Origin of the sequence: Leptospira alexanderi serovar Manhao 3 str. L 60 (genome assembly GCF_000243815.2) — a bacterium.
Classification (GTDB): domain Bacteria; phylum Spirochaetota; class Leptospiria; order Leptospirales; family Leptospiraceae; genus Leptospira; species Leptospira alexanderi.
This window is the reverse complement of record NZ_AHMT02000052.1, coordinates 35,001-59,924: the sequence shown is the minus strand read 5'-3', so window position 1 is coordinate 59,924 and position 24,924 is coordinate 35,001. Positions and strand designations below refer to the sequence as shown.

Sequence of the window (24,924 nt, the reverse complement as noted above, 5' to 3'; positions counted from 1 at the left end):
TAGGAGTCCCTACTTTTAAAATTCGTTCGTAAAATCGCGATTTGTCGTAGTTCCCACATTTTAAGAATAGATTTAAAGTTCAAATTTCAATAGAAAAAATGAATCATGGATTTCTTACGCCGAACTCACGTTAAAAACTCTATTTTCCCAGCAAAATAACACTGATTATCCTAAAATATCCAATCTTTAAATTATTTTTACCAACTACATAGTCGTCCCTGAAAAAGGGTTAAAAATACGAATAACGTGAATAAAACGCTATCCAAAGGGAAAGAATAAAAAACAAAATCACCGGAAAGAAGCAGAAGCGCATCCAAAACCCGGTGAAAATGAAACCAGAAACAACCTCGCAACGCCAGAATCAAAGTGAACTTTTTCGAAATAGATTAGACCAGATACTCGATCATAAACATCCGTTGTATCAATTAGCGAAGAAGATAGACTGGGGAAAATTTGAGAAAGAATTTGGGAAGCACTACACAGAGAAAACGGGTCGACCTGGATTGCCGATTCGCTTGTTAGTCGGCCTGCATTACTTGAAATACGCGTATAACGTATCGGATGAAGGTGTAGTAGAAAAATATTTAGAGAATCCCTATTGGCAATATTTCTGCGGGAATGAATATTTCGAACACGATTTTCCTTGTGATCCGACGAGTTTAGTAAAATGGAGAAAACGAATCGGCAGTGAAGGTGTAGAGAAATTCTTAGAAGAGACAATCTTGTTAGGACAACGAGAAGGTCAGATAACGCATCAAGAATTTACGAGAGTGAATGTAGATACGACGGTTCAGGAGAAAGCGATCACTTTTCCAACGGATGCGAAGCTGTATCATAAAGCCAGACACACGTTAGTTGAATAAGCCGTAAAAGAAGGCATCAAACTAAGACAAAGTTATAAACGAAAGAGTAAATTAGCACTCATTAAACAAGGACGTTATTCACATGCAAAACAAAGTAAACGGGCCAAGAAAGAAACGAAACGTTTAAAAACGTATTTAGCTCGAGTAAAACGCGACATAGAGCGAAAAGTAGAAAATCCTAATAAACGACTTCAATCTCTTTTAGAAATTTCCGAGAAGATTCTAACGCAAGAAAAAAATAGTAAAGGTAAAATCTACAGCGTTCATGCTCCGGAAGTGGAGTGTATCTCTAAAGGTAAAATTCATAAGAAGTATGAAATTCGGTTGTAAGACAAGTTTAGTTACTACCAGTAAATCCAATTGGATTGTTGGCGTTCAAGCCTTGCACGGTAATCCGTATGACGGTCATACTTTGAAGAATGCCATCAACCAGATGGAAAAGATAACCGGCTTTCGACCTAAGGAGTGTTATGTGGATCAAGGTTACAAAGGAAACGATCATCATCCGGTCGATGTGGAAGTTCACCTTTCCAATAAAAGCAGAAAGAAAATGTCTCGTTGGCAAAGGAAATGGATGAACAGAAGAGCCGCCATTGAACCGATCATTTCTCATTTGAAACAGGGTCACAAGATGGATCGGAACTTTCTGAAAGGTCAAGAAGGAGATCGTATCAATGCCATCCTATCCGCTGCCGGTTGTAATTTCAGAAAGCTATTCCGAGCTTTCTTTTTGTTTCTGGATCAAATTGCTCTTTTTCGCGTGCGCCTTTTTCAAATTTCTCTTTGGTGCAACCATTTTAATTAGGAGATCACTTTTTCAGGGACGACTACATACATATCAGAGTTAGGACTTACTACTTTGACTTATGTTACATTTAAACGGGCTTTTAAAAAAGTTACCTTGACTATAAAAATTACACCAATTTCATTACTAAAGTGGCATAAAACGAAATATGCAACCGTAGATAAAGTATCACTTGCTAAGGAATGATTATGATACAAAGAAAAATATTTATTATATTTTTATTAGTTACAATTATTTTGAATTGTAAACATGAAGCTGGAAAAGATAACTTATTACCATTTCTTAATCAACAAACTACAACAACTTCTACGGATAACTCTAAAGGAGGCCAGTCAGCCGCTGGACAGCCAGAAAATAGTCTACCAAGTCTTCCTCCTGTGGAAACTCCAGCTACAGAATCGGCTACTAGTGCTTGTACAACGAATTTACGCGAATGGTCCAGAAATGAATTTCCCACCTCATCTCAAACTCTTACCGCGTTAGACAATGGTATAGTCGTATCCACTACAGACATACTGAGCTATTTTTTTCCAATAGCAAATGGAGCGGCGTGGAGTTTTGGGCCTCGATTAAATCTGAATAGATATAAACCGGCCGCTGCGGCAATTTCTCCCACTAGGGTTTTGATTTCAGGAGGATTTGATTTAAGTGAGTATGAAATGGACACTACGGAAATTCTAGATACTGCGGGAGTACAGACTTTTGATCCCGTAACCGGAGAACTCATTAGCGATACTCGGCATATAAATGCGAATTCCATGAATACGCCCCGAGGCGGACATATATTGACTGTGCTTGCAGATGGTAGGCTTCTTGCAAGTGGAGGGACTCTTTTTATAGGAGATACAAGATCAGAAATTTATAATCCTGCTACTGGACAATGGACCGAAACGGGACCGATTCAACCGGCAAGAATTTACCATACAGCAACTCGTTTGAATGATGGTCGAGTGATGGTTGTCGGCGGGCTTGGTAACACAGGTACGGACAGTTCCAGTTTCAGCTCTACTTTAATTTATAATCCTCAGACCGATCAATGGGTGGACGGTCCGTCTTTAAACCAATCTCGAAACGCACATACGGCAACCCTACTACAGGACGGTCGTTTATTGGTTGTGGGAGGGGATTCGAATGGGGTCTATAGACAAACGATTGAGATTTATAATCCCAACACAAATAATTGGACAATGTTATCTATGCCCGGACCACGAACAGAACACGGGGCTTATCTAGAAGGAGACGGTTCCGTAGTGATTGCGACTGGAAGAAATACTGGACTCGTACAAACTACACTTCGTTATAATCCAAACACAGATACATGGTGTCATTTACCGAACATACCAAACGATGGTTTCTTCGTTGGAATGACAGAGCCACTTGTACTTCCACTACCAGGAGGGGGAGCGACGTTTAGTGGGATTCTTTCCATAAGATAAGTTTAATATAAAGAATCTTTGTTGTAACTCAACCTTTCGATTTCACTTTGAAAGGTTGAGTATTTATTCTAACGTGAGCAGGGTCGTAAGAAGGAAAACAGAGAAAGATCTTGTACTCAAAACGCCAGATCCATATTGAACCAAAATTTTCCAGCAAGAAAAGGGTTAAATATGGATCTGACAGAGATATTTTGTGCGATAGACGATTATTGTACACAACAAAAAATAAACTGGAACGTGAAAATACTTTTGTCCGGTGGTTCGAAAAAGAAACCGAAAATTTCAGTTAAGCCTGAGTGAAGTAGCAACGATTGTTGTCTATTTTCATCTTTCTCATTATAGAGAATTTAAAAATTATTATCTGATAGAAATAAAAAAGAATTTAAAATCCGAATTTCCAAAAGCTGTAAGTTACAATCGTTTTGTTGAACTGATGCCTAACGCGTTATCTGTCATAGCCATAACCAACCCCACAAGTTAAGGAGGATTTTGGAATAAGAAGGATCAAAAACGCAGATTTTTCAAGTGTTCCGACGTGTTAGTGATTAAAGGGTTAGTGGATAGAACTTTACATACAATAAAATGCAAGTGTTCCGACAAGAATGAGGCTTTTTACTTGCAAAAAGTATGATTTTCTGGTAAAGAAAAATCTCCCGAGTCTTTCCGCCTCCACCCCCACCCAAAAATAAGGGTGGGAACTAAGTTTCACGGGGGATTTTGTCGTAATTCCGACAAATTGATCTTGAGATCCCATTACTTGTGGGGTTGGTTATGCCTTCCTATGGGGTCGGTGTTTAGGTCGTTCGATAGGAGTGCTGGTTTATCACCGGACTTTGTTAAGCCCTTCCGTCTCTGTCATTTTACTGAATCGAAAATTAGCTCAATATGGTCTTATGTAAAAAAAATAACGGAAGGGCTTGACACAAGAAACATAGAAGAAGTGAGGCGCCTGAGTTTTTATTTTTGTTCAATTCCTGAGGGAGTTTTCACGTTCTAAAGTTTTGGGACAGACTTTAAGATCGGATTTTTATTCGAAGGCAAACGTTTTTGTTATCACTTACAAAGAACAGAGTGACGATAAGTGATAATCTATTTGATTTAGAACTTGTGGCGATCAATTCGTTTGTCTAATCCGGTTTTTGTTTGCAAGGGCAGGGCTGTCCGTTTTTTGAACTTCACGCTTTAAAACTTGATGGTATAAAATTTACAGGATGGGAAGTAAATGTTATGAACATTAAAAAAGATTTTTCCGATGCGGTAGGAAATACACCGCTCATTTTACTTCGTAGTTTCAGCGAGGAAACCGGTTGTAACATCTATGGAAAAGCGGAGTTCTTAAATCCGGGAGGTTCCGTTAAGGATCGAGCCGCTCTTTTTATCGTGGAAGACTCCGAAAGAAAAGGGCTTTTGAAGGCCGGTGGAACGGTGGTAGAGGGAACCGCAGGAAATACAGGAATTGGACTGACTCATATTTGCAACTCGAAGGGTTATAAAACATTAATTATCATTCCGGATACACAGTCTCGGGAAAAAATCGATCTCTTACGGACCTTGGGTGCAGAAGTGAAAACCGTCCCAGCCGTTCCTTATAAAGATCCGAATAACTACGTAAAGGTTTCGGGCAGGATCGCCCAAGAAATGGACAACGCGGTTTGGGCCAATCAATTCGATAATCTTGCCAATCGGGAAGCGCATTATAAAACCACAGGCCCAGAGATTTGGAAACAAACAGAAGGAAAGTTGGATGCGTGGATCACTTCTCTTGGAACTGGGGGAACTTACGCGGGAGTTTCCTTATTTTTAAAGGAAAAAAATTCCAAAATCAAAACCGTGGTTGCCGATCCGTACGGATCGGGAATTTATAATTTCGTAAAGAAGGGTGAGGTTTTTGCGGAAGGTAGTTCCTTTACCGAGGGAATTGGAAACGGAAGGATTACCGAAAACATGAAAGGGGCACCTATGGACGATGCGGTTCGAATCACGGATGAGGAGTGTCTGAAAGTTGTTTATCAGCTTCTTTATAAGGATGGACTTTTTTTAGGAGGTTCGTCTGGAATCAACGTGGCCGCCGCAGTACAACTCGCCAAAGAACTCGGACCCGGTCATACTATTGTTACTGTATTATGCGATTCCGGAGCTAGATACCAGTCTCGAATTTTTAATCCGGAATGGTTGGTGTCGAAAGGTTATTCCGTTCCTAAGTTTTGAATTTGTAATTCTTTCGAAACAAAGGAACTTTATCCGTAAATCTTGATTTTTTTTGGAGATTTTCATTAGAGTTGTTGAACGATTCTATAGTTCCGATTAGCAAAACTGTTTCAATTGACCGCTTTTATGAAACAGAAACGGATGGAGAATTAATTTTTCAGCAATTCTATTTTTGAAATACAAGGTTCATAGCCAACTTCACAAGTTGAGAATTGAAATTGCAATCCCATCAAAGCGAGGTCGATCATTGCAAATCTGCATTTTTTTAAAAGAATCATTCTCAGTGGATCGATCGGAGCTACGGCCTGGTTTCGAAGAGGGAAAAAATGAATAATATTTTCTGAATATATGAAAATTATAAAATTCAAAATCGTTTTTTTTTCGAAGACCGTCCGAACGATCCTTAGGAAATGCGCGAGTATGAGTTTCTCTAAACGATCCTAGTAAGAGAGTGTATAAAGGATTTGACCGCCGATATCGATACTTCTCATTCCGCCTGCAATTTCCTTAGAAACCATGGGATTTCCTCGGATTCCAAAACCTTCTGAAACGGTTTCACCCGTAGGAGTTTGAATTAGATTGTTTTGTGCCCAGGTTTTTCCGGTAAAATAAGCATGTGTTAGCTGAATGAGATAGATTCCGATTGTGACTGCGGCGGCCGTATGTTTTGCATTTTTATAATCTCCCTCGTCCGAACGGATCGAGTTAAGTGAATTAGAGCTTTTGAAGGTGTTGAATTGAAAGATCAAATTTAAATTCGAACTGGAAACGGAAGTCGAAGAAGAGTTGGAACCGAGGAGGAGATCAGTCGTAAATTGTTGTTCTATGATCTTTTCGATCTTCTTATCGTAAGCTTTCGCCCTATCTTTTTCAGCTGCGTCCAACCCGAAGTAAGAAAGGAAAGAAACGAAAAACAAAGTGGAATACGTCGTGCCCCATCCGCTTCGTTTCATCGCGTTATGACCCCAGCCGGGAAGAATCGCGGATTTCCAAACGGGTTCCCACGGATTTCTTTTCGCCGTAATATAATTTTCCCAATCTCCGTCTCTTTCCTCCAGATATTTTTCCAATAACAACAGACGTTTCTGAACAATTTTATAACTATTCTCTTTAATCATCTGTTCGAGATAAATGGTATCGAGTTGTTCTTCCTTATCGCTTTTTTTGCCCTCTTTGTTCAGTTTCTTTTTTTCTGTTTCGATGATTTTGGCGATTTCCTGCTCGTCTTTAATTTCCTTGAAGATGATCTTAAGGATTTTAGATTTCCCTAATTTTCCCCTTTTCCCGTCCCGAATGATGGTTACCGTTTCCGCGTCTTGATCAATTACGGTCGCATAGGCCCGTTCTCCTGATTTGAAAAGGATCGTTTCTGCGAAAATCCAACTAGGTGATAGAAGAATAAAAAATAAAAAAAGAATTTTAGACTGCGTCAAGTTCCATAAAGAATGGGTAAAAATTTTCATAAGAATAAGGTTCCTGAGAATTTAAATTAATGCTTCAGTATTAGTAAAAAAATGAGAATTGCAATTTATTTCCGAATTCAATCGATTTTATTTGCTCGAAAATCTTGTGATGGGAAAAAGCATAGGGGGTAGCGGCACGTTACTTCATCTTAAAAAAGGGTAAAAACAGCTTGAAATGAGATTGTTTTGGTTTTACGGGTTATGATTGCGATGAAAAAAAGAAGGTTTGAATTCAAAAGGTCTATGTCGTTTTTGATAGTTTTAATTTTTTTTTGCGGAACTTCGTTTGCGAAGGAAGTGAAAGAAAAAGAATTGAAAGGAAACTCTGAAATTTCCTCCAAGCCGCCTGCTCAAGGATGTTGTAGAATCAAGATGACGGGAGGGGGATACGACTACTTTGTCAGTACGGAAGACGATTGTGTCGCTCATAGACAATTTCATTCTTTTATGAAAGAGCGTACTCTTTGTTTTGAATCCTTTCCGGAATAGGAATAGTCTCTGATTTTTTTGGTGTTTCGACTGCTTGAACGAGTGGATTGATATTAGAAGCTATCTCAAAAATACTTTATCTTTGCTTAAACCGCCGATTCCTGAGAAATATGTTTTTTGAATATTCAAAAAACATTAACTTAACATGAGTTCGGCCTAAGGAAGTTTGGGCGAATAAGAAACTAAAGTGTCGCACTTTCTAAGGGCACCACAAGTACTTGAATCTAAAGATAAATCTGTCGGAATTACGACAATCTTCTGTGAAACGATCGTCCCAGAACGCGCCCCATGGGAAGCGTTCTGCTGAGTTTCTTCAACGCGCCCTAAACACCGACCCATAGGAAGGTGTTTGCTGAGTTCAGGAAGCGTTGTGCCTGAGTTTCCCCTGATTTTTGGGTGGAGGGGAGAATAACTCTATTTCGCTTTCTTTCTCAACTTCGTTGAGAGCCGCTTACAAAACTCAACCTCGCTCTCTAGGGATCGCTCGGTAATGCTCCGCTGTTCGCTGGCAATTTCGCTTTCTACGGGTCGCGAAATAGGCGGGAAGACTCGGGAGATTTTTCTCTATCAGAAAATCATACTTTTTGCAAGTAAAAAATAGGATTCTTGTCTGAACACTTGCGTTTTATTATATGTAAAGTTCTATCCACTAAAATCTAACCTCTAATCACTAAACCCTTGAAAAATATCAGTTTTTGATCCTTATGATCCCAAAAACCTTCTTAATTTCTGGGGTAAGGTTATGATAGGAAGCAAAACACTGAGTTTTATCGAGCGCCCCTTAAGAATTGAAAGAAAAAACCCTGCCATTTTGAAAGTCTCTTAGAAAGACTTTTTTTAACCTCATTGATCAATACCCCTGTCGGCTGAAACTTTTCAAACAATCGCATCCTTTCAGCTACTTTTTTTATAGAGAATCTTCCATTCGAACATACCGATTCTTCTTGCAAGAAACCGAATTTGTGGAGTAAAATAAGAAGAGGTTTCACCTCTCAAAATCGAAATCCCTGTCGAAGACTTCCTACGGATAAAAAATTCAAAAATAAATCGATTTCGATTATCCAAACGCCGTTCGATAAAAGAATTTCGATTTCCATGAGCACAACGCAAATCCTGAGTGGTAAAGAAACCAAAACGCATTTGAATAAAAATTCATAAAGGATTTGAAATGATCGAGAATAATTACTTTTTAGAAAATCAAGACTTACAGGAAAACTTCCAATCCATCGTAAACTGGAAGGAAATTATAGACGGTTTCGAAGGGGATTTTGAGGATCATAAAGAATATCAAAAAACCGGAAAAGAATCTCTCTCGATGGCGCCCGGATCTTACGAAGACGCATTAGAATATTATAAATCTATTTTAGAGTCCGGAGGGGATATCGCGGGCAAACAAATCGCACCTCTTGCGAAGGATATGGATATAGAAGGTTTGAAATATTCTTCCGGAAAGGTCACGTTTCCAAATTCGATGGCCAAAGGAATCAATCAAGTCAAAGACGCTGGAATTCTCCCCTACAGCATCGGAAGAAAACACGGAGGACTCGGAATTCCTGCAACCGTTCAAACCATGATGATGGAAGTATTTTCCAGAGCGGACGGCTCCTTTGCAATCGCTCTAGGATGTCTCAATCTCGCAGAAACCATAGAACGTTTCGGTTCCAAAGAAATGGTGAAAGAATACGTTCCTAAAATGGCAAACGGAGAAATTTTCGGAGCAATGGCCTTGACCGAACCAAACTACGGATCGGATCTCCCAAATCTTCAAACCAAAGCAGTAAAAGATGAAAACGGAGTCTGGAGACTCACAGGGGCCAAACGTTTTATCACACACGGTTGCGGATTCGGCGATATTCCGGCGGCAATTCTAACTCTCGCAAGAACCGGAACACCCACGAGCGGAGCCCGCGGTCTTTCCTTCTTCTTGGTAAAAAGTTCCGACGTCTTTATCGCAGGAATCGAAAAGAAGATGGGACTTCATTGTTCTCCGACTTGCGAAGTAGTCTATGAAAATTCTCCGGGAATTCTCATCGGAGAAGAAGGTTACGGCTTGATTCGTTATTCCATGGCGATGATGAACGGTGCAAGACTTTCGATCGCCTCTCAAGCAATGGGAATCGCGACAGCGGCTTATATGGAAGCGAAGAAATACGCTTCCGAAAGAGAACAGTTCGGAAAGACAATCCAAAATATCCCCGCCGTTCGTAGAATGCTTTCTTTTATGGATCGCGAAATCGCGGGAATGAGAGCCGTTCTGCTGGAAGCATCCCGTTCCATCGACCTTTATCACTGGAAGTCGGAAAGAATGAAGGAAAAAGGTATCAACGAACGTGATATCAAAAAGGACGAAACGATTCGCAAATGGGAAAAGCTGGCAAATCTTTTCACTCCACTATCGAAATATTATATTACAGAAGCTGCAAATAAGATCGCGTATGACGGCCTTCAGATCCACGGAGGGGCGGGATTTACCTACGACTACGACATTTCCAGAATCTACAGAGACGTGAGAATCACAAATATCTACGAAGGAACCACACAACTCCAAATCGTAGCGGCCATTGGTGGGATCGTATCCGGCATGTCTGCGAAAGGACACTTACGTCAGTATTTCGAGGAGGAATTCTCCAAAATCAGTGTTTCCCCCTTGTTAAACGAAAATAGAGAAACTCTTGAAAAAATCGTAGAATCCTATTCCGCTATCGAAAATTCCTCCACAAGAGACGAGATCGCCTTCGAGGTGGTTCAGTCCACCGCGCGGGTTTTAATCGGATTTCTTTTAGAAAGAGGCGCTTCGAGACTAAAAGGAGAAGCCAAAGAAAAAAAGGAAATTCTCGCCAAAGAATATAACTTGGAATCCAAGGCAATCCTTCTCTCCAATCGGATTACAATTGAGAATCGTCAATCTCAATTGACATACGCCTAAACTCAAGAACTGTACGAACGTGCAGGCCTCCTTACCAATTTCAACGTCGTAAGTTCGATCATTGGTAAGGAGCATTGATAAACGCCCGAGTTGCGAACACTGTCTTACGATAAGATTTAGGTTATTTTATACAAATCGATTCTGTAAACACTCATGTTTGCCATAAGTGACCGACTTATTTTTGTTCTTCGTTAATACGGCGAAGAAGTTCTCATGATTCTTTATTGCGAAACGAAGCTATGAATCAGGAACTACGACAAAATTTAGATTGTCCCTATAATCCGATTCAACTTCTTAATGTAACAATAAGCAGGGTCGTAAGAAATCCATGATTTATTTTTCTGTAGGAAGTTGGAATTTGAACTTTGTAAATTTATTTTTAAAATGTGGGAGCTACAACAAATCGCGATTTTACGAACAAATTCTGAAATTGTAGGAATTTCTACTTTAGAAAATTCTTTTTCGTTTTCTTACGCCGAATTCGCTTTCTTATCACTCTTTTCAATCGAACGGAACTTCATATTGTTTCCATGTAGTCGGAACCTCGTCCGCGGAATAGGCTTCAGTTCCATCACATTCCAATTTTGCGCGAATTTCGACAAGAACGGGAAGATTTTGCTCCGATGGTTGATACCGAAAATACGTTCCGCAATCACCCATTCCTCGAAACTTGAAAAACGCAATCCATTCTTTCGTTTCCGGTTTATAATACCGAATCCAGCGATCGCTTCTCAACCGTTTCATCCGAATTTTCTCCGAAACTTCGCCGTTTCGGTTCGATAAAAACTCATACGCGATAAATTTTAAAAGTTTCGTTTTAGCGGGAATCGTGCGTTCGTCATATAAAAAGTAGATTCGATTTTCATTATAAGCGTAGTGTCGCATAACAATTCACCTAAGAACTCCCCCTTCCCCGGCGAAAAAAATCGAATCGGCGCCCTACCCAAAAAATCCCGATAGCGATACAAATCGATTTTACCGTCCTCACCCAACGCGACATTGTTGTATTCGCAATCCTTAGGCGATTCGTTTTGTAGAGAATCGATCGCGTCCGTACAAACCTCCGCGGGAAGTTTTGTTTTCTCGGCAACAAGATCCTTCGAACGAGCCGAGTATTCACAATCGGAGGGCCAATCTATTTTGTTTCTCTGAAACAAAGATTGTTTATAGGATGCGAGCACGCCTTTTCGCACAAACAGGAAAGCATTCAAAAAAAATAATACGATTCCACCGAAAAAAGGGAAAAGATCAAATACAACAACTTAAATCGAAAGACTCGAACATTCATATTCTAAAATTGGGGATTCTTTCAGAGATGTAAAATCATTTCCCGCGAGTGGCGCGTTGTCATTAAACGTTTCGCTTTCCGCAAGTTGCAAAATGAAAACGAGATTCCGTGAACTTGAAGTAGACGCGAAGCGGAGAACTTTTTTCTTACTTCAGCCCCACGCTGACACGCTCCAAGATTCTTACCGATCTTTGTAAAATAGAGTACCGTTAATTTGAACGCAAATTCCACGTTTAGACGCAGAATTTTAGACACTCTATTATGTAGAGATGAATAAAAAAGGAAAGAAGACCGTTTAACCGTGAACGGCAACCAATTCTCTGAAAACTTCTTCCGCCTTCTGAAAGTTTTCCGAAAAAAGATAAGCAAATCCTAAATCGATCAATTCCTGCATAGAAAGGGATTTTCGTTTCGCTTCCATTTTGGGAATATTCGCTATCCTTTCGGAGAATTCTTTTTTCTTTTCGTCAAAAGTAGGAAGTTCCTCATATCCGGGAATTTTCTCTAGAACAGATTTCGCTTCGTCGAATTTTCCAATATAAACAAGAGCAAGTCCCAATGCACCCATAACGTCTCTTTCCTCAGAAAGACGCTTTGCATTCTCCGCAAAAACTTGAATTGCTTCTTTGTAATTTCTAAGATGATAGTTGGAAAAGAACTCCGCCTTACAAAAGAAATCGTCCGAGAAACGGGTCTTGTAAATGGAAATTAAATCCAAGACCGTTTTGAAATCCACTGCGCTTTCGCTTACGAAAATCCCGGTTCTAAGCGTTGAATACGCAATTGGAACGGAAGAAGATTTAAAATATGAATGAAACTTTTTTGCGGCCTCTCTTAGCTTTCCCGCTTCCTTGAGAAGATAAGCTTCCAACAGCGGAGTTAACACAGAAGAGCCTTTGAGAAAATAATTTATTTCGCAGTCCGAACCAGATTCAAATCCGGCAATCCCACTCAGATGATTTAAAAAAGCGTGATTCGGATTCTTTTTTGCGATCTCGATCACTTCCTCGTAAGAACCCGTTTCGAATAATTCCCAAGCGGTTTCTTCAATGGAAGACGGATTGGATACTGCTAAATTCTGGCCCATACGATACCTCTCTTTTTCTTATCGGATGGGCCAAAAGAAAATACTTGAAAAAAATCAGGGATACAATCTTTCCATCATCCTTGGAAACGGGATACACTCTCGAACGTGTTGAAGTCCGCAGATCCATGCGATCATCCTTTCCGAACCGAGTCCAAAACCGGAATGAGGAACCGAACCGTATTTTCTCAAATCCAAATACCAATCATAAGATTCCACGGGAAGTTTTTCCTCCTTGAGTCTATGAATGATGTTCTCGTAATTCTCCTCCCTTTCCGATCCTCCGATAATCTCCCCCACTCCGTCAGGCGCGATTAAGTCCGCGTTTAAAACTGTCTTTGGATTATCCGGGTTCACCTTCATATAAAACGCCTTTGCTTCTCTCGGATATTTTTGGATGAAAATCGGACCTCCGAATTCCATTGTAAGCATCTGCTCCCTTTCGGAATTGATATCATCTCCCCAAACGATATCCTCTCCCTTAAGTTTCAAAATTTCTAACGCCTTTGTATAATCGATCACTGGAAAATCCTTTTCCAGGTACGCAAGCAATGGAGTCGGATCTCTTTCCAACACTTTCAAATCTTGTAAAGAATTCTGTACGGTTTCCTTGATGACGGTTTTCACGAAGTCTTCCTGCAGTTTTAAATTGTCAGCATGAGCGGCAAATGCAACCTCCGCTTCCACCATCCAGAACTCGGTCAGATGTCTTCTCGTTTTACTCTTTTCCGCTCGGAAAGTCGGCCCGTAACAAAATACTTTGTTATGCGCAAAAATCGCCGTTTCCAAATAGAGCTGTCCCGTCTGAGCGAGATACGCATTTCCAAGATCGAAGTATTCCGTGGAAAATAAGGTTCCGGCACTTTCTCCTACGGACCCGGTAAGAATCGGTGTATCGATCAAAAGAAAATCCCGTTCGTGGAAGTATTTACGGATCGCAAAGGAAAGATTGTCTCTTACCCGAAGGATAGCCAATTGTTTGGAAGAACGCAACCAGAGATGTCTCTGAGAGATTAGAAAATCGATCCCGTGTTCTTTCGGAGTGATCGGATAATTTTCGGATTCCCCGATAATTCGAATCTGATCCATTACAAGTTCGAATCCGATCGGTGATTTTTCGTTTTTCACCAAAGCTCCCTCGACCGATACGGAAGTTTCCTGACGGAGATGTTTTACAGTTTGAAAAACTTCTTCACCTAATATTTCCTTTTCCGCGAGAACCTGTAAAATTCTTCCACTGTTTCTAAGCGAGATGAACTGCCTCGCGTTGCTTCCTCTGATTCCGTGCACCCAACCTTGGACGACAACTTTACGATCTACGTGTTTTTCTAAATCATGATTACTGACGATTGGTGTTTCAGACATGGACTCATTTTACGCTTTCGGTTTCACCGAAAAGGATATTTTTTACCTGACAGAGAAGAGGTTCCTTAAATCCTGAGAAGTATGACTCCGGTTCTCTTAGATGGAAAAAAACTCTCCGAAAAAATCAGAAATGAAATTCGCTGTGAAATCGAAGAGCGAAAAACAAAAAATCTTAGAATTCCAAAACTCGCGACGATCTTAGTCGGTAACAACCCCGCTTCCGAAACCTATGTTTCGATGAAAATCAAAGCCTGCCATGGCGTGGGGATGGGTTCGGAAATGATCCGATTGGGAGAACAAACCACGACGGAAGAATTGCTCTCAGTCATAGACAAACTCAACGCAGACCCGAACATTGACGGGATCCTACTCCAACATCCTTCTCCCTCTCAAATCGACGAAAGAGCAGCGTTTGACCGGATTTCTTTTCGCAAAGACGTGGACGGAGTCACCACTCTTTCTTTCGGAAAACTTTCTATGGGAGTGGAAACCTATCTTCCTTGTACTCCCTACGGTATGGTTCTTTTACTGAAAGAACACGGCATCAATGTTTCGGGAAAAAATGCGGTTGTCGTAGGACGTTCTCCAATTTTGGGAAAACCGATGGCAATGCTCCTCACGGAAATGAACGCGACCGTCACACTTTGTCATTCCAAAACCCAAAATCTTCCGGAGATCGTTCGTAAGGCGGACATCGTCGTCGGAGCAGTCGGTAAACCGGAGTTCATCAAGGCCGATTGGATTTCCAAAGGTGCGGTTCTTTTGGATGCGGGTTACAACCCAGGGAACGTGGGAGATATTGAAATTTCCAAGGCAAAAAATCATTCCTCCTTTTACACTCCGGTTCCGGGAGGAGTTGGTCCGATGACAATTGCGGTACTTCTCTTACAAACCCTTTATTCCTCAAAAGAACACTTTACACCACCGGTTAAGTGAAAACGATGTTTCCAGATGGCGATCAGTTTTGACGAATGCTTTCAAACTTATCCGGAGCTTCACAGCCCTACCAACCTCGACGAATTTTGGTCCGAGGCAATCCGGGATTTAAAAAACTTTCCAATTAAAAAACAATCCAAAGCTCTCCTCAAAGGCTCGATTATCAAGGAAACCATCTATGATATTTCCTTTCAATCCTGGCAGAATGCGACCTTGACCGGAACTCTCGTAATCCCTCGAAAACGAGGAGATCTTCCAGTGGTAGTTTATTTTCACGACTACGGAATAGACAGACCCGCAATTATCAAAGGACTTACTGAAAACGGAGTCGCTCAGCTCATCCTCAATCTCAGAGGCCATGGTTCTCAATTGGTTCGCCCTCCGCTCAAAGAAGGGGAAATCCCCGACCCGGATTGGACTCCCGGTTATTTCACCAAAGGTTTGGACGGAAAGGATTCTTTCTACATGAAAGGATTGTATTTGGACGTGATTCGCACTATTGAATTTTTAAGACTCACCGACGGAATCGACGGAGATAAGATCATTCTCTTCGGAAAATCCATGGGAGCCTCTCTTGCCGTTTTCGGCGCGGCTTATACGAACCGGATCAAAGGTTTGATCTTAGAAACTCCTAACTTCTGTCATATAGACGATCTTCAACTCAAACTCGAAAGAAGTTGGATGAAGGAGCTGACCGCCCAACTGAACAGCTCCAAAACCAAAAAAACAGCGATGAAGAAAAGTTTAGCATATTATGATAGTATAAACTTCTCCAAAAAGATTAAGGTTCCGACCCTGGTTTCCGTCGGGATGGACGATAAGATCTCACATCCCAAATCCGTATTCGCATTCTTCAATCATCTGAGTTGCGACAAAAGAATGCAAGTTTATCCCACAGAAGGGAACGAAGCCGGCTTAAAAGATGATAAACAGAACGGAGCTAATCTAGAATTTGTGAGGGAAATTTTCTTTCCCGAATGATAGAGGTCCAGTTTTACAATTCCCTTTCGGGTAAAAAAGAAAAATTCTCCCCCGCAAATCCACACCGAGTGACCGTTTATTCCTGCGGTCCTACGGTTTATAATTTCGCACATATAGGAAACCTACGCGCGTTTCTTTTCGTAGACGTCCTGCGTAGATCCCTCAAACTTTTGGGATACGGCGTGGATATGACGATGAACATCACGGATATCGACGACAAGATCATCCGCGATTCCATCTCCTCTCAAAAAAGCATCCAAGAATTTACGACCCCTTGGACGGAAGCCTTCTTCGAAGATCTAAAAACCGTTTCCGCCGAATTTTTAGAACATTACCCCAAAGCCACGGATTCGATTCCGGAGATGATCGAGATCATCCAAAGATTGCAGAATCAAGGACTCGTTTATGAAAAAGACGGGAACCTTTATTTCTCCATCCAAAAGTTCAAAGGCTACGGAAAACTCAGCAAGATCGATACGTCCGGAATGAAAACCGGAACCCGCTACGACACAGACGAATATGAAAAGGAAGATGTGAGAGACTTCGTTCTTTGGAAAAGCCCAAAACTGAAAGGGGAAGCCTCTTGGAAAACGTCAGTCGGTACCGGCAGACCGGGCTGGCATTTGGAATGTTCCGCGATGATCCGCAAGATTTACGGAAGCGGAGTGGACATTCATACGGGCGGAGTCGATCTTTTGTTTCCGCACCACGAAAACGAAGTGGCACAATCCGAAGGGGCCTTTCCTGAAGAATCTTTTGTGAGAACCTGGCTTCACTCCGAACATCTGCTGGTAGAAGGACAAAAGATGTCCAAGAGCAAAGGAAACTTTTACACATTACGGGATCTCGTCCAACAAGGCCTGGATCCGAAAGCCATTCGTTTTCTTTTGATTTCGGCCCATTATCGTTCTAAGCTGAATTTTTCCACCGACCGAATCGCAGAAGCTTCCGCAAACATCCGCAAAATTCAGAATTGTTTGGATCGTCTTTTGGATTTGGAACCGGATGTGAAAATCGATTCTATTTTCGCATTCACCTTTTCACTTACTCAAGCTTGGAAAAAAGAATTCGAGGAATCTTTGGCCGACGACCTAAACATTTCCAAGGCCTTGGCGGTCGTCTTTGAATCCCTGAAGCAGATCAATTCTTTACTCGATACAAATCGAACGGATTCCAAACAAAGAATCGAATTCATTCAAATTCTTGCATATTATAATCGTATTTTCGGAATTCTAAACTTCGAATCCCCAAAGAATCTTCTAATCGATTCAGAAATAGATTCCCTTATCGAAGAAAGACAAACGGCAAGAAAGAATAAGAACTTTGCGCGTTCCGACGCGATTCGAGATCAACTTTTAGCCCAAGGAATTCTGATTGAGGACACGAAAGACGGAATCCGCTGGAGGAGAAAATAGCCAGACCGGAATACATCTTTGGAAAACGGACTCTTATCGAACTTACGGAGGCCCATATAGGAAAGGAACATTCTTTTCCCTTTACCGATTTGTATGTAAAAGAAAATCCGGGAACAGATATCGTCGAAAAAATATTAAACCGACTTCCTTCCTTTGTAAAAGTTCATAGGATTTCCGGTTCAAAACTGGACTCACTCGTTCCGGGAAAAAATCACCAAGGAGTAGTCGCTCTCAAAAGTTTTTCCAGACAACAAATTTCCGACAAAAAAAATCTGGAAGAATATCTCTCTGAAAAACCGGGAGCCTTTCTCATTTTGGATCGGATCCAAGATCCGGGAAACTTAGGAAATATTCTGAGAACCGCAGAGTGTTTCGGAATTACGAACATCATTCTCCCCGAAAGGGAATCGGCGGGGATCACTCCTGTAGTAGAGAAAGTTTCTTCGGGCGCACTTTCGTTTCTAAAAATTTTCACGGTTAAAAATCTTGCGAACACTCTGGAACTCTTAAAAGAAAACGGCTATTGGATCGTGTCCACGAGCGACCGAGGAACAGAAAACTGGTCCAAACTTCCGGAACTCAAAGAGCTTGTAATCCTCATGGGTAACGAAGGAGAAGGAGTCAAAAGAATCCTGTTGGAAAAATCGGACTTTGTCCTTCGAATTCCCATGCACGGAAATCTTTCCTCCTTAAACGTCACGGTTGCAACTGGAATCGTTTTGGATCGAATCGTAAATCGTAAATGAAGCATTCGATTTTTTGAAACTTCGTTTCCCGTTTTCCTTCCGTAATCTCTTTTGATCCTTTAAGAATTATCTCTTGCATTTTTCAATCTTTCGTTTTTCTTTGAAGGATATGAAATTATTTCAAATCCTCCCTAAATTTTTCGGACTCTTTCTTTGCCTTAGCTTATTCACTTCGTGCGCCAATTTATCTTGGAATAAACTCAAGGAAAAACTGAACCTAACCAAAAAGAAAAATATATCGGAAGAAATCCTGCAAACTTTGACCTTCTTATTTTGGGGAGAATTCAATCATGAACTCTATAAGTTCGTTCCGATTCCTTTTTTCACTTTAAAAAGTCAATTCAATGCGGACCAGTTCGCGATCGGAACTCCCGAGTTGAAAGAAAACAAACCCAAAATCATTTTGATCCACGGCTGGGATTTTAAAGAAAATAATACCCAAGCCCCTACGGATAAATTCAAAAAGGTAACGAATCTGAGAGAAACCTGGGACGACGTTTTGGAAATGTATTCTCAGAATATTTCCGGGGTTCAAACCTCTCATGAACTTTATGTTTTTACGTATCGAACTTCAGACTACGTGGAAAACAATGGAAAAAGACTCATCGATAAACTAAACGCAGTGTTTACTCCGGACGACAAGGTGATTTTGCTCGCTCATTCCATGGGTGGACTTGTCGGTAGATCCGCCCTTTACCATACAAACAACACGAATGACGTGATCGACCTGATCGTAACTCTGGGAACTCCTTATTTGGGCTCTCCTTTCGCCTCCCGCAGTTACCAAGGCAGCTTCGGAAAGTTAGGCGACCTAATCGCGTTTATGACCGGAAGCGAAGGTGGAAAAGATCTCGCTTATACAAATGCGTTAGGCACATCGTATCAGGTCCCAATTCCGAACGAGTACATAAACGGAGCTTCTAATCCGTATCTGGAACGACTCCTTCAGGAATCTTCCAAAGATTCGAAAGTGATCGCCTTTTACGGCGAAATGAGCGTTTGTAACAACCATCCAGGCTCGGACGCAATTTATACAATCGGTTGCGGTTTTTTATCGGACGGAAATCCGAGTTTTGCGAACAAAAGCGATGGAATCGTAAGTTCTACAAGTGCTAAGATGTCCTCCAAATTACCGGTAACAAAACAATTCTCTAAGGATTTTGATCATGCGCAACTTTCGTTCCGAAATCATGTGAATACGATTTCCAGGAATGCCTATTTCAGCGAGGTTTTGACCGTCATCAACACGCAGTAGAAATGTTTACAACGGCAGTCTCATTCGTTCTATAGTTTCAATTTTTATAATATTCTAAGATCCTTCAATTTCGTTCTGTTCCACAATCTTTAACAGGATTTTCTAAAGAATTCCACCAACTTTTTCTATTTAACATGAGTTCGGCGTAAGAAAAATGAGAAAGAATTTTCTAAAAGTAGAAATCCCTACTTTTAGAATTTGTTCGTAAAATCACGATTTGTTGTAGTTCCACATTTTAAGAATAGATTTACAAAGTTCAGATTCCAATTTCCTACAGAAAGATAAATCATGGATTTCTTACGACCCTGCTCACGTTATTTATGTGAGAAAGTATCGAATTCAAAAATTTGATCTTGTCGATTTTATCCGAATAGCATTGTGGCTGAATCACTCGACTCGGGGATTTTAGCTTTTTCTTGCAGGAAGAATCCTTGCAACAAATTATAACCAATTTCTATTCCATAATTTCAGGAGATTCTAACAATATGAGCGACTTTTGTTCTTTTCCAAAAATTGGACGCAAGGCGTATCGAAGACAATATTCTCGATGGAAATTTCAAAGAAGATGATTCATTTGTTCTCCGGAAACTCGACGAAGAAATCAGTAGAATAGAAAAATCGGCTCAGCCGGAAATAAATTTCAAATCCGGAGAAAAGATCCTCAAAGATTGGTTACACGAATTCTCTCTTCGGGACACCTCTCAAGAAAAGCTAACGAACTATCTACGCTGCGAACTTGCCCATCTTTCTTTCGATTATATCGAATCCGACAAAGAAACGGAGGAACTCGACGACCTGATCGAACACGCTCTTGTTTTTCTTAAGAATCGCGATCTTGAAAGATCATTTTTTCCTGGGAACGATAAAGATAAGGAAGCGTTGTGCCTGAGTTTCTCAGGCGCGCCCCAAAAAGAAAACTTCCAAGAAAAAAGGAAATAATCTTTCTATCTAAATTCTCTCTTCTCCCAAGAATCTTTAAACTTGCAATTTCAACATAGAGTTCCAGGATTCGAGGTCGGATTGTAGTCGATAAAACATTTTAAAGACAAAAAAAGAATTCGAAACGTTTTTCAGAATCACTCACTTCAACAAAAATAAGTATCAAATTAGAAATAGAAATGATAATAGATTATACTTCAAGAAAGAATAGCCTTCTTTTGCAGGGCTGAACAATACGGATACAACCTATACAGTTAATATTTCCAAAACATCTGAACATAAAATATAAAAAGAATCCCTCTTCGCCAAATGTAATCGCATGCCCTTTCGAATCAAATTCCTTTCGAAAATAACTTAAGTAATACATATAATAATCATAATATACTTAAGTATAGAACCTTATATTCAAATTAAATTTCCAAAATCAGATTGATTTCAGAAATTTTCACTTGCATTTCTCATTTCTCTTCGTTTTATCGTGAGAAGAATATGAAACCAACTCGACTCTTTTGTAGACTTTTTTTGATTCTTCTTTGTTTCGGCCAGTTCTTCTTCTGTAAAAATCAGACCGAAGGAAAAAAAGCGACGCAGGAATTTTTGAAAAATTTTGGAATCGTGTTTTGGGACGAACTGAATCACGAACTCTACAAATTCGTTTCGATCTCTTCAATTGTTTCGAGAAGTAGTTTCACGTTGGATCAATTCGTGATTGCCGCTCCGCATTTAAAAATAGACAAGCCTAAAATCATTTTGATCCACGGCTGGGACTTCGAGGAAAGAAATTTTCAACCCCCAACAAGCAAAGCTAAGAAAGTTGAAAATATCAGAAAAATTTGGGACGACGCCTTGGAAATGTATTCTCAAAATATTTCCGGAGTTCAAACCTCTTACGAACTTTATGTTTTCACGTATCGAACCTCGGACTACGTGGGAAATAACGCCAGAAGACTTCTTGAAAAACTAAACGCCGTGTTTACTCCGGACGACAAGGTAATTCTGCTCGCCCATTCCATGGGTGGGCTTGTCGGTAGATCTGCCCTTTATCATCCCAAAAACACGAATGACGTGATCGATTTCATGGTCAGCCTAGGCGCTCCGTATTTGGGTTCTCCTTTTGCCTCTTCTAGTTATCAGGGAGAATTTGGAACGTTAGGGGAATTAATCGGTTTTGTGACCGGAACCGCGGGTGGAAGGGATCTTGCTTACACAAACGCGTTAGGCACATCGTATCAGGTCCCGGATAACGAAATTATCGTGGGTGCTTCAAACTCATATTTAGAACAACTTCTTGCAGAATCTTCTAAGGATTCGCGAATCACCGCATTTTACGGAGAAATGAGTGTTTGTAAAGGACATCCGGGTTCGGGATCGGTGTTCATCATCGGTTGCGATCTTTTGAAAAGCGGAAATCCTAGTTTTGCGGGCAAAAACGACGGAATGGTAACTACCACAAGTGCAAAGATGTCTTCAAAATTACCGGCCGAGAGACAACTCGTTAAGGATTTGGATCACTACCAACTATCGTTTAGCAGTCACCCAAGCACAGCTTCCAGAAACGCATACTTCGAAGAGGTTCTAACAGTCATTAACGCTTTATAACAAACAAAACAGGAATATTCGAATTTTCTAAAATTGTAGGAACTCATTTGTACTTGAAAAAGATACGTTCAAAAGAGACACAACTGAAAAGTTACTTTCAAAGTATGAATTTTTAATGATAAATAAACATTCCTTCAATCCAGTCGTACGGAAATTCCCATTTCCTGCATGGCTCTTTTTGTTTCGCGGATGGAATATTCTCCGAAATGAAATATGGAAGCCGCAAGAACCGCGTCTGCCTTTCCTCTTAAGATCGCTTCCACCATGTGTTCCGGATTTCCCGCTCCACCGGAAGCGATGATTGGTATTTCAAGGGACGAGGAAAAACTTTTCAGAAGATTGATATCGAATCCGTTTCTAGTTCCGTCCCGATCCATAGACGTAAGTAAAATTTCACCAGCTCCTCTTTCGACAGCTTCCCGAGCCCAATCAAGTGCCTCTCTTCCGGTTTCCGTTCTTCCTCCGTGCAAGAAGATCTCGTATCGATCCCTTTCTTTCCGAAACTTCACATCGATCGCGCAGACGATACATTGGGATCCATATATTTCGGACGAATACGTTAGAAGTTCCGGATTCTGAAAAGCAGCGGTGTTGATCGAAACCTTATCCGCTCCTTTTTCCAAAACAGCTTTGACATCGGCTACGGATCGGATTCCGCCTCCTACCGTAAAAGGAATAAAAATTTTTTCGGCGATTCTTTCCACAAGATGCAGTAGAATCTCTCTTCGGTCGGAAGAGGCAGTGATATCCAAAAAACAGAGTTCGTCTGCTAAGTTCTCCTCGTAGATCGCAGCGGATTCCACCGGATCACCTGCATCCACAAGGTTGACAAAGTTCACCCCCTTTACTACCCGTCCATCCTTGATGTCCAGACAGGGGATAACTCTTGCCGTTAAATTGCTCATCCAATATTTTCCGGAAATTGAATATTCAAATTTTCCAATGTGCTAACAGCCTGAGCCGCTCCGAAAAGTTTTCCTTCTTGGAAATGAGGAGCGGTGATCTGCAGTCCGATCGGAAGTCCCTTCTCGTCAGTTCCCATCGGAACACTGATCGCGGGAATTCCCGCCAGATTCACGCTCGTGGTCCAGATATCCGCCTTATACATTTGAATCGGGTCTTTCGTTTTTTCTCCTACCTTAAAAGCAGTCGTCGGAGAAGTAGGTTGTAAGATAAAATCGACTTTGGAGAAAAACGAGTCGTATTCTTTACGAATGAGTACCCTCGCCTTTTGCGCGGTTCCGTAATACGCGTCGTAGTAGCCCGCGGAAAGGGAAAAGGTCCCGAGTAAAATTCTTCGTTTTACTTCAGAACCAAATCCTGTCGTTCTAGAATCCACAAAAAGGTCTTCGAGTTTTCCGGTTTTGTCTTTTCTAGATCCGAAACGAATCCCGTCAAAACGGGAAAGATTGGAAGAACATTCCGCCGTAGCAATGATGTAATAGATCGGAATCGCAAAATCGAATTTGGAAAAATCAAGTTCAACTAACGTAGCCCCCTTCTCCTTCAATTGATTTAGGACTTTTTCATAAGCCTTTGCGACTTCGGGTTGTATCTCCGGAGTCATTTTGATCATACCGATTTTTAATCCTTTGAAATCGGGTGCCAGAACCTCGGAAACGGAAAAACCTGGACGGCCAAGAGATGTAGAATCTCTTTCGTCTTTTCCGGAAATCACCGAATACAGATCGATGCAACCTTGTAGCTCTTTCGAAAAAGGTCCGATCTGATCGAGACTGGAAGCATAGGCTACCAATCCGTAACGGGAAACGGTTCCATAAGTAGGTTTAAGACCGTATAGTCCGCAAAGAGAAGCTGGTTGACGAACCGATCCTCCCGTGTCGGAACCGAGAGCCAATGGAACCATCGAAGCCGCAACTGCCGCCGCCGAGCCGCCGCTTGAACCGCCCGGAATTCTCTCCAAGTCGAAAGGATTTCGAGTCGTCTGAAACGCGGAATTTTCCGTGGAACTTCCCATCGCGAACTCGTCCATATTCGCTCTCGGAATCAGCACGAATCCCTTTGCGATCAGTTTTTCGATCACGGTCGCATGAAACGGAGATTTATAATTTTCTAATATTTTTGAGGCGCAGGAAGTGATCGAGTCTTGAATACAAATATTGTCTTTGATCGCGACCGGCATTCCGTCGAATTCGGAAAGAGATTTACCCGACTTTCTGCGCGCGTCGCTTTCCGAAGCGGCATCCAGAATTTTTTTTCGTCCAAAGAAAGAAAAGCTTTTACGGACCCGTCCACTTCCTTAATTCTTTCGATACAAGCCTTTGCAAGTTCAGTCGCGGAAATTTTTCCCGAGCTTAAGGAGGATTTGAGCTCAGTATAAGATTTTTTTAATATTTCGTTCATGTTTCGATCACCTTAGGGACGACGAAATATCCGTTTTGAAAGGAAGGCGCGAACTTTTCGATTTCTTCCCGGGAAAGATGTTGACCCGTAAGATCCGGACGAATCGCATTCTCATGCCGAAAGTAAATCTCGTCGTCTCCGATCGAACTTACGTCCAGGCCTTTTACTTGATCCACGTATTCCAAAATCTTGTTGAAGTCCCGAAGAGTTGCTTCTTTTTCCTCAGGGCGGATTTTCAAACGCGAGAGTTCGGCGATTTTTTGCAAAGAATCTTCGTTCAGGTTCATGATTCTCCCCTTGCGTCCAAAGTTGTTTTAGTATGCGTTTTTGTCCATGATTCCTTTAAAAGGAGTCAGTAGAATAATCTTGAGGTCGAGCCAAAGAGACCAGTTTTCTATGTAATAGATGTCGGCCGCAATCCGATCGTCGATCGAAGTGTCCCCTCGAAGTCCTTTTATCTGAGCAAGCCCCGTTATTCCGGCTTTAACGGCATGTCTTCTCATATAATGTCTGTGATCGTTTTTAAACTTTTCCACAAAATGAGGACGTTCCGGTCTCGGCCCCACAACGGACATATCTCCGAAAAGTACGTTGAAAAACTGAGGAGTTTCATCTAAGGAAAGTTTTCGAAGAATTTTTCCCACGCTCGTGACTCTAGGATCGTTTTGAACCGTCCAAGTCGTTTCGGATTGACTCTTTGCCTGAACGACCATGGTTCGAAATTTGATCATCTCGAACTTTCTATTGTCCAATCCCACTCTT

Annotated in this window: 19 protein-coding genes and 3 pseudogenes (1 of these 22 cut by a window edge); 13 read left to right on the top strand and 9 right to left on the bottom strand. The window is 41.2% G+C overall.

Annotated features, from left to right (window positions below; genetic code table 11):
- Window positions 1-329: 329 nt before the first annotated feature.
- The 4 genes and pseudogenes from LEP1GSC062_RS22245 (at window position 330) to LEP1GSC062_RS16360 (ending at window position 5,312) form a co-directional block, all read left to right on the top strand.
- Window positions 330-1,668: pseudogene (locus LEP1GSC062_RS22245) on the top strand (IS5 family transposase).
- Window positions 1,669-1,856: 188 nt separating this feature from the next.
- A complete protein-coding gene (locus LEP1GSC062_RS16370; RefSeq protein WP_010578423.1) occupies window positions 1,857-3,104 on the top strand; it encodes a Kelch repeat-containing protein in 1,248 nt (415 codons plus the stop codon).
- Between the two features lie 171 nt (window positions 3,105-3,275).
- Window positions 3,276-3,564: pseudogene (locus LEP1GSC062_RS24125) on the top strand (IS982 family transposase); the annotation flags it as partial.
- A gap of 767 nt (window positions 3,565-4,331) precedes the next feature.
- Complete coding sequence (locus tag LEP1GSC062_RS16360; RefSeq protein ID WP_010578891.1) at window positions 4,332-5,312, top strand: cysteine synthase A; 981 nt, start codon at window positions 4,332-4,334, stop codon at window positions 5,310-5,312.
- Between the two features lie 440 nt (window positions 5,313-5,752).
- Here LEP1GSC062_RS16360 and LEP1GSC062_RS16350 read toward each other — a convergent pair whose 3' ends face one another.
- On the bottom strand, window positions 5,753-6,775 hold the full coding sequence (locus LEP1GSC062_RS16350; protein WP_020984906.1) for an LA_0442/LA_0875 N-terminal domain-containing protein: 1,023 nt from the start codon (window positions 6,773-6,775) through the stop codon (window positions 5,753-5,755).
- A gap of 210 nt (window positions 6,776-6,985) precedes the next feature.
- On the opposite strand from LEP1GSC062_RS16350, the gene LEP1GSC062_RS16345 reads away from it, so the two are divergent.
- Together LEP1GSC062_RS16345 and LEP1GSC062_RS16335 are read left to right on the top strand one after the other, a co-directional pair.
- On the top strand, window positions 6,986-7,264 hold the full coding sequence (locus LEP1GSC062_RS16345; RefSeq protein ID WP_425268438.1) for an LIC_11321 family protein: 279 nt from the start codon (window positions 6,986-6,988) through the stop codon (window positions 7,262-7,264).
- Between the two features lie 1,168 nt (window positions 7,265-8,432).
- Window positions 8,433-10,190, top strand: coding sequence for an acyl-CoA dehydrogenase family protein (locus tag LEP1GSC062_RS16335; protein WP_010578885.1), 1,758 nt, complete (start codon window positions 8,433-8,435; stop codon window positions 10,188-10,190).
- Between the two features lie 501 nt (window positions 10,191-10,691).
- Here LEP1GSC062_RS16335 and LEP1GSC062_RS25040 read toward each other — a convergent pair.
- The 4 genes from LEP1GSC062_RS25040 to asnS all read right to left on the bottom strand — a co-directional run bounded on the left by LEP1GSC062_RS25040 (window position 10,692) and on the right by asnS (window position 13,927).
- The gene (locus tag LEP1GSC062_RS25040) at window positions 10,692-10,934 is read right to left on the bottom strand and encodes a hypothetical protein (RefSeq protein ID WP_020984890.1); all 243 of its coding nucleotides are present in this window, start codon (window positions 10,932-10,934) and stop codon (window positions 10,692-10,694) included.
- Between the two features lie 59 nt (window positions 10,935-10,993).
- Entirely contained in the window at window positions 10,994-11,371 is a 378-nt protein-coding gene (locus tag LEP1GSC062_RS25035; RefSeq protein WP_020984900.1) for a hypothetical protein, read from the bottom strand.
- Window positions 11,372-11,773: 402 nt separating this feature from the next.
- Complete coding sequence (locus tag LEP1GSC062_RS16325; RefSeq protein ID WP_010578884.1) at window positions 11,774-12,565, bottom strand: tetratricopeptide repeat protein; 792 nt, start codon at window positions 12,563-12,565, stop codon at window positions 11,774-11,776.
- 54 nt (window positions 12,566-12,619) lie between these two features.
- Entirely contained in the window at window positions 12,620-13,927 is a 1,308-nt protein-coding gene (asnS, locus tag LEP1GSC062_RS16320) for an asparagine--tRNA ligase (RefSeq protein WP_010578883.1), read from the bottom strand.
- 81 nt (window positions 13,928-14,008) lie between these two features.
- On the opposite strand from asnS, the gene folD reads away from it, so the two are divergent.
- From folD to LEP1GSC062_RS16285, 7 genes are all read left to right on the top strand, one after another.
- Window positions 14,009-14,863, top strand: coding sequence for a bifunctional methylenetetrahydrofolate dehydrogenase/methenyltetrahydrofolate cyclohydrolase FolD (gene folD / locus LEP1GSC062_RS16315; RefSeq protein WP_010578882.1), 855 nt, complete (start codon window positions 14,009-14,011; stop codon window positions 14,861-14,863).
- A gap of 15 nt (window positions 14,864-14,878) precedes the next feature.
- Complete coding sequence (locus LEP1GSC062_RS16310) at window positions 14,879-15,844, top strand: acetylxylan esterase (RefSeq protein WP_010578881.1); 966 nt, start codon at window positions 14,879-14,881, stop codon at window positions 15,842-15,844.
- Window positions 15,841-17,259 (top strand): cysteine--tRNA ligase, encoded by a 1,419-nt coding sequence (gene cysS, locus LEP1GSC062_RS16305; RefSeq protein WP_010578880.1) that lies wholly within the window; start codon window positions 15,841-15,843, stop codon window positions 17,257-17,259. Before LEP1GSC062_RS16310 ends, cysS begins: the two co-directional genes overlap by 4 nt.
- Entirely contained in the window at window positions 17,244-18,005 is a 762-nt protein-coding gene (rlmB, locus tag LEP1GSC062_RS16300; RefSeq protein WP_039942420.1) for a 23S rRNA (guanosine(2251)-2'-O)-methyltransferase RlmB, read from the top strand. Before cysS ends, rlmB begins: the two co-directional genes overlap by 16 nt.
- 109 nt (window positions 18,006-18,114) lie before the next feature.
- Complete coding sequence (locus LEP1GSC062_RS16295; protein WP_170875510.1) at window positions 18,115-19,260, top strand: esterase/lipase family protein; 1,146 nt, start codon at window positions 18,115-18,117, stop codon at window positions 19,258-19,260.
- Between the two features lie 513 nt (window positions 19,261-19,773).
- Entirely contained in the window at window positions 19,774-20,199 is a 426-nt protein-coding gene (locus tag LEP1GSC062_RS23365; RefSeq protein ID WP_020984984.1) for a hypothetical protein, read from the top strand.
- 489 nt (window positions 20,200-20,688) lie between these two features.
- A complete protein-coding gene (locus tag LEP1GSC062_RS16285) occupies window positions 20,689-21,798 on the top strand; it encodes an esterase/lipase family protein (RefSeq protein WP_010578876.1) in 1,110 nt (369 codons plus the stop codon).
- A gap of 134 nt (window positions 21,799-21,932) precedes the next feature.
- Here the strand turns inward: LEP1GSC062_RS16285 and hisF are convergent, their stop codons facing one another.
- The 4 genes and pseudogenes from hisF to LEP1GSC062_RS16260 all read right to left on the bottom strand — a co-directional run.
- On the bottom strand, window positions 21,933-22,703 hold the full coding sequence (gene hisF / locus LEP1GSC062_RS16280; RefSeq protein WP_010578875.1) for an imidazole glycerol phosphate synthase subunit HisF: 771 nt from the start codon (window positions 22,701-22,703) through the stop codon (window positions 21,933-21,935).
- Window positions 22,700-24,162, bottom strand: a pseudogene (gatA, locus tag LEP1GSC062_RS16275) (Asp-tRNA(Asn)/Glu-tRNA(Gln) amidotransferase subunit GatA). Before gatA ends, hisF begins: the two are co-directional and overlap by 4 nt.
- Window positions 24,159-24,449 (bottom strand): Asp-tRNA(Asn)/Glu-tRNA(Gln) amidotransferase subunit GatC, encoded by a 291-nt coding sequence (gatC, locus tag LEP1GSC062_RS16265; RefSeq protein ID WP_002747825.1) that lies wholly within the window; start codon window positions 24,447-24,449, stop codon window positions 24,159-24,161. The pseudogene gatA and the gene gatC overlap by 4 nt, the downstream one beginning before the upstream one ends.
- Before the next feature lie 27 nt (window positions 24,450-24,476).
- Window positions 24,477-24,924: the final stretch of an undecaprenyl-phosphate glucose phosphotransferase gene (locus LEP1GSC062_RS16260; protein WP_020984871.1), read on the bottom strand. 968 nt of this gene lie beyond the right edge of the window; 448 of the gene's 1,416 nt are visible here — the last part of the coding sequence; its start codon lies beyond the right edge, outside the window; it ends in the stop codon at window positions 24,477-24,479.

Excerpts from the sequence above, each read along its gene's own strand:
- gatC (WP_002747825.1), bottom strand. The coding sequence starts at position 24,449 with ATGAACCTGAACGAAGATTCTTTGCAAAAAATCGCCGAACTCTCGCGT.
- LEP1GSC062_RS16310 (WP_010578881.1), top strand. The coding sequence starts at position 14,879 with ATGGCGATCAGTTTTGACGAATGCTTTCAAACTTATCCGGAGCTTCAC.
- LEP1GSC062_RS25040 (WP_020984890.1), bottom strand. The coding sequence starts at position 10,934 with ATGAAACGGTTGAGAAGCGATCGCTGGATTCGGTATTATAAACCGGAA.
- asnS (WP_010578883.1), bottom strand. The coding sequence starts at position 13,927 with ATGTCTGAAACACCAATCGTCAGTAATCATGATTTAGAAAAACACGTA.
- LEP1GSC062_RS16350 (WP_020984906.1), bottom strand. The coding sequence starts at position 6,775 with ATGAAAATTTTTACCCATTCTTTATGGAACTTGACGCAGTCTAAAATT.
- LEP1GSC062_RS16285 (WP_010578876.1), top strand. The coding sequence starts at position 20,689 with ATGAAACCAACTCGACTCTTTTGTAGACTTTTTTTGATTCTTCTTTGT.
- LEP1GSC062_RS16370 (WP_010578423.1), top strand. The coding sequence starts at position 1,857 with ATGATACAAAGAAAAATATTTATTATATTTTTATTAGTTACAATTATT.
- folD (WP_010578882.1), top strand. The coding sequence starts at position 14,009 with ATGACTCCGGTTCTCTTAGATGGAAAAAAACTCTCCGAAAAAATCAGA.
- LEP1GSC062_RS16335 (WP_010578885.1), top strand. The coding sequence starts at position 8,433 with ATGATCGAGAATAATTACTTTTTAGAAAATCAAGACTTACAGGAAAAC.
- hisF (WP_010578875.1), bottom strand. The coding sequence starts at position 22,703 with ATGAGCAATTTAACGGCAAGAGTTATCCCCTGTCTGGACATCAAGGAT.
- LEP1GSC062_RS16325 (WP_010578884.1), bottom strand. The coding sequence starts at position 12,565 with ATGGGCCAGAATTTAGCAGTATCCAATCCGTCTTCCATTGAAGAAACC.
- LEP1GSC062_RS16345 (WP_425268438.1), top strand. The coding sequence starts at position 6,986 with ATGAAAAAAAGAAGGTTTGAATTCAAAAGGTCTATGTCGTTTTTGATA.
- cysS (WP_010578880.1), top strand. The coding sequence starts at position 15,841 with ATGATAGAGGTCCAGTTTTACAATTCCCTTTCGGGTAAAAAAGAAAAA.
- LEP1GSC062_RS16295 (WP_170875510.1), top strand. The coding sequence starts at position 18,115 with ATGAAATTATTTCAAATCCTCCCTAAATTTTTCGGACTCTTTCTTTGC.
- LEP1GSC062_RS16360 (WP_010578891.1), top strand. The coding sequence starts at position 4,332 with ATGAACATTAAAAAAGATTTTTCCGATGCGGTAGGAAATACACCGCTC.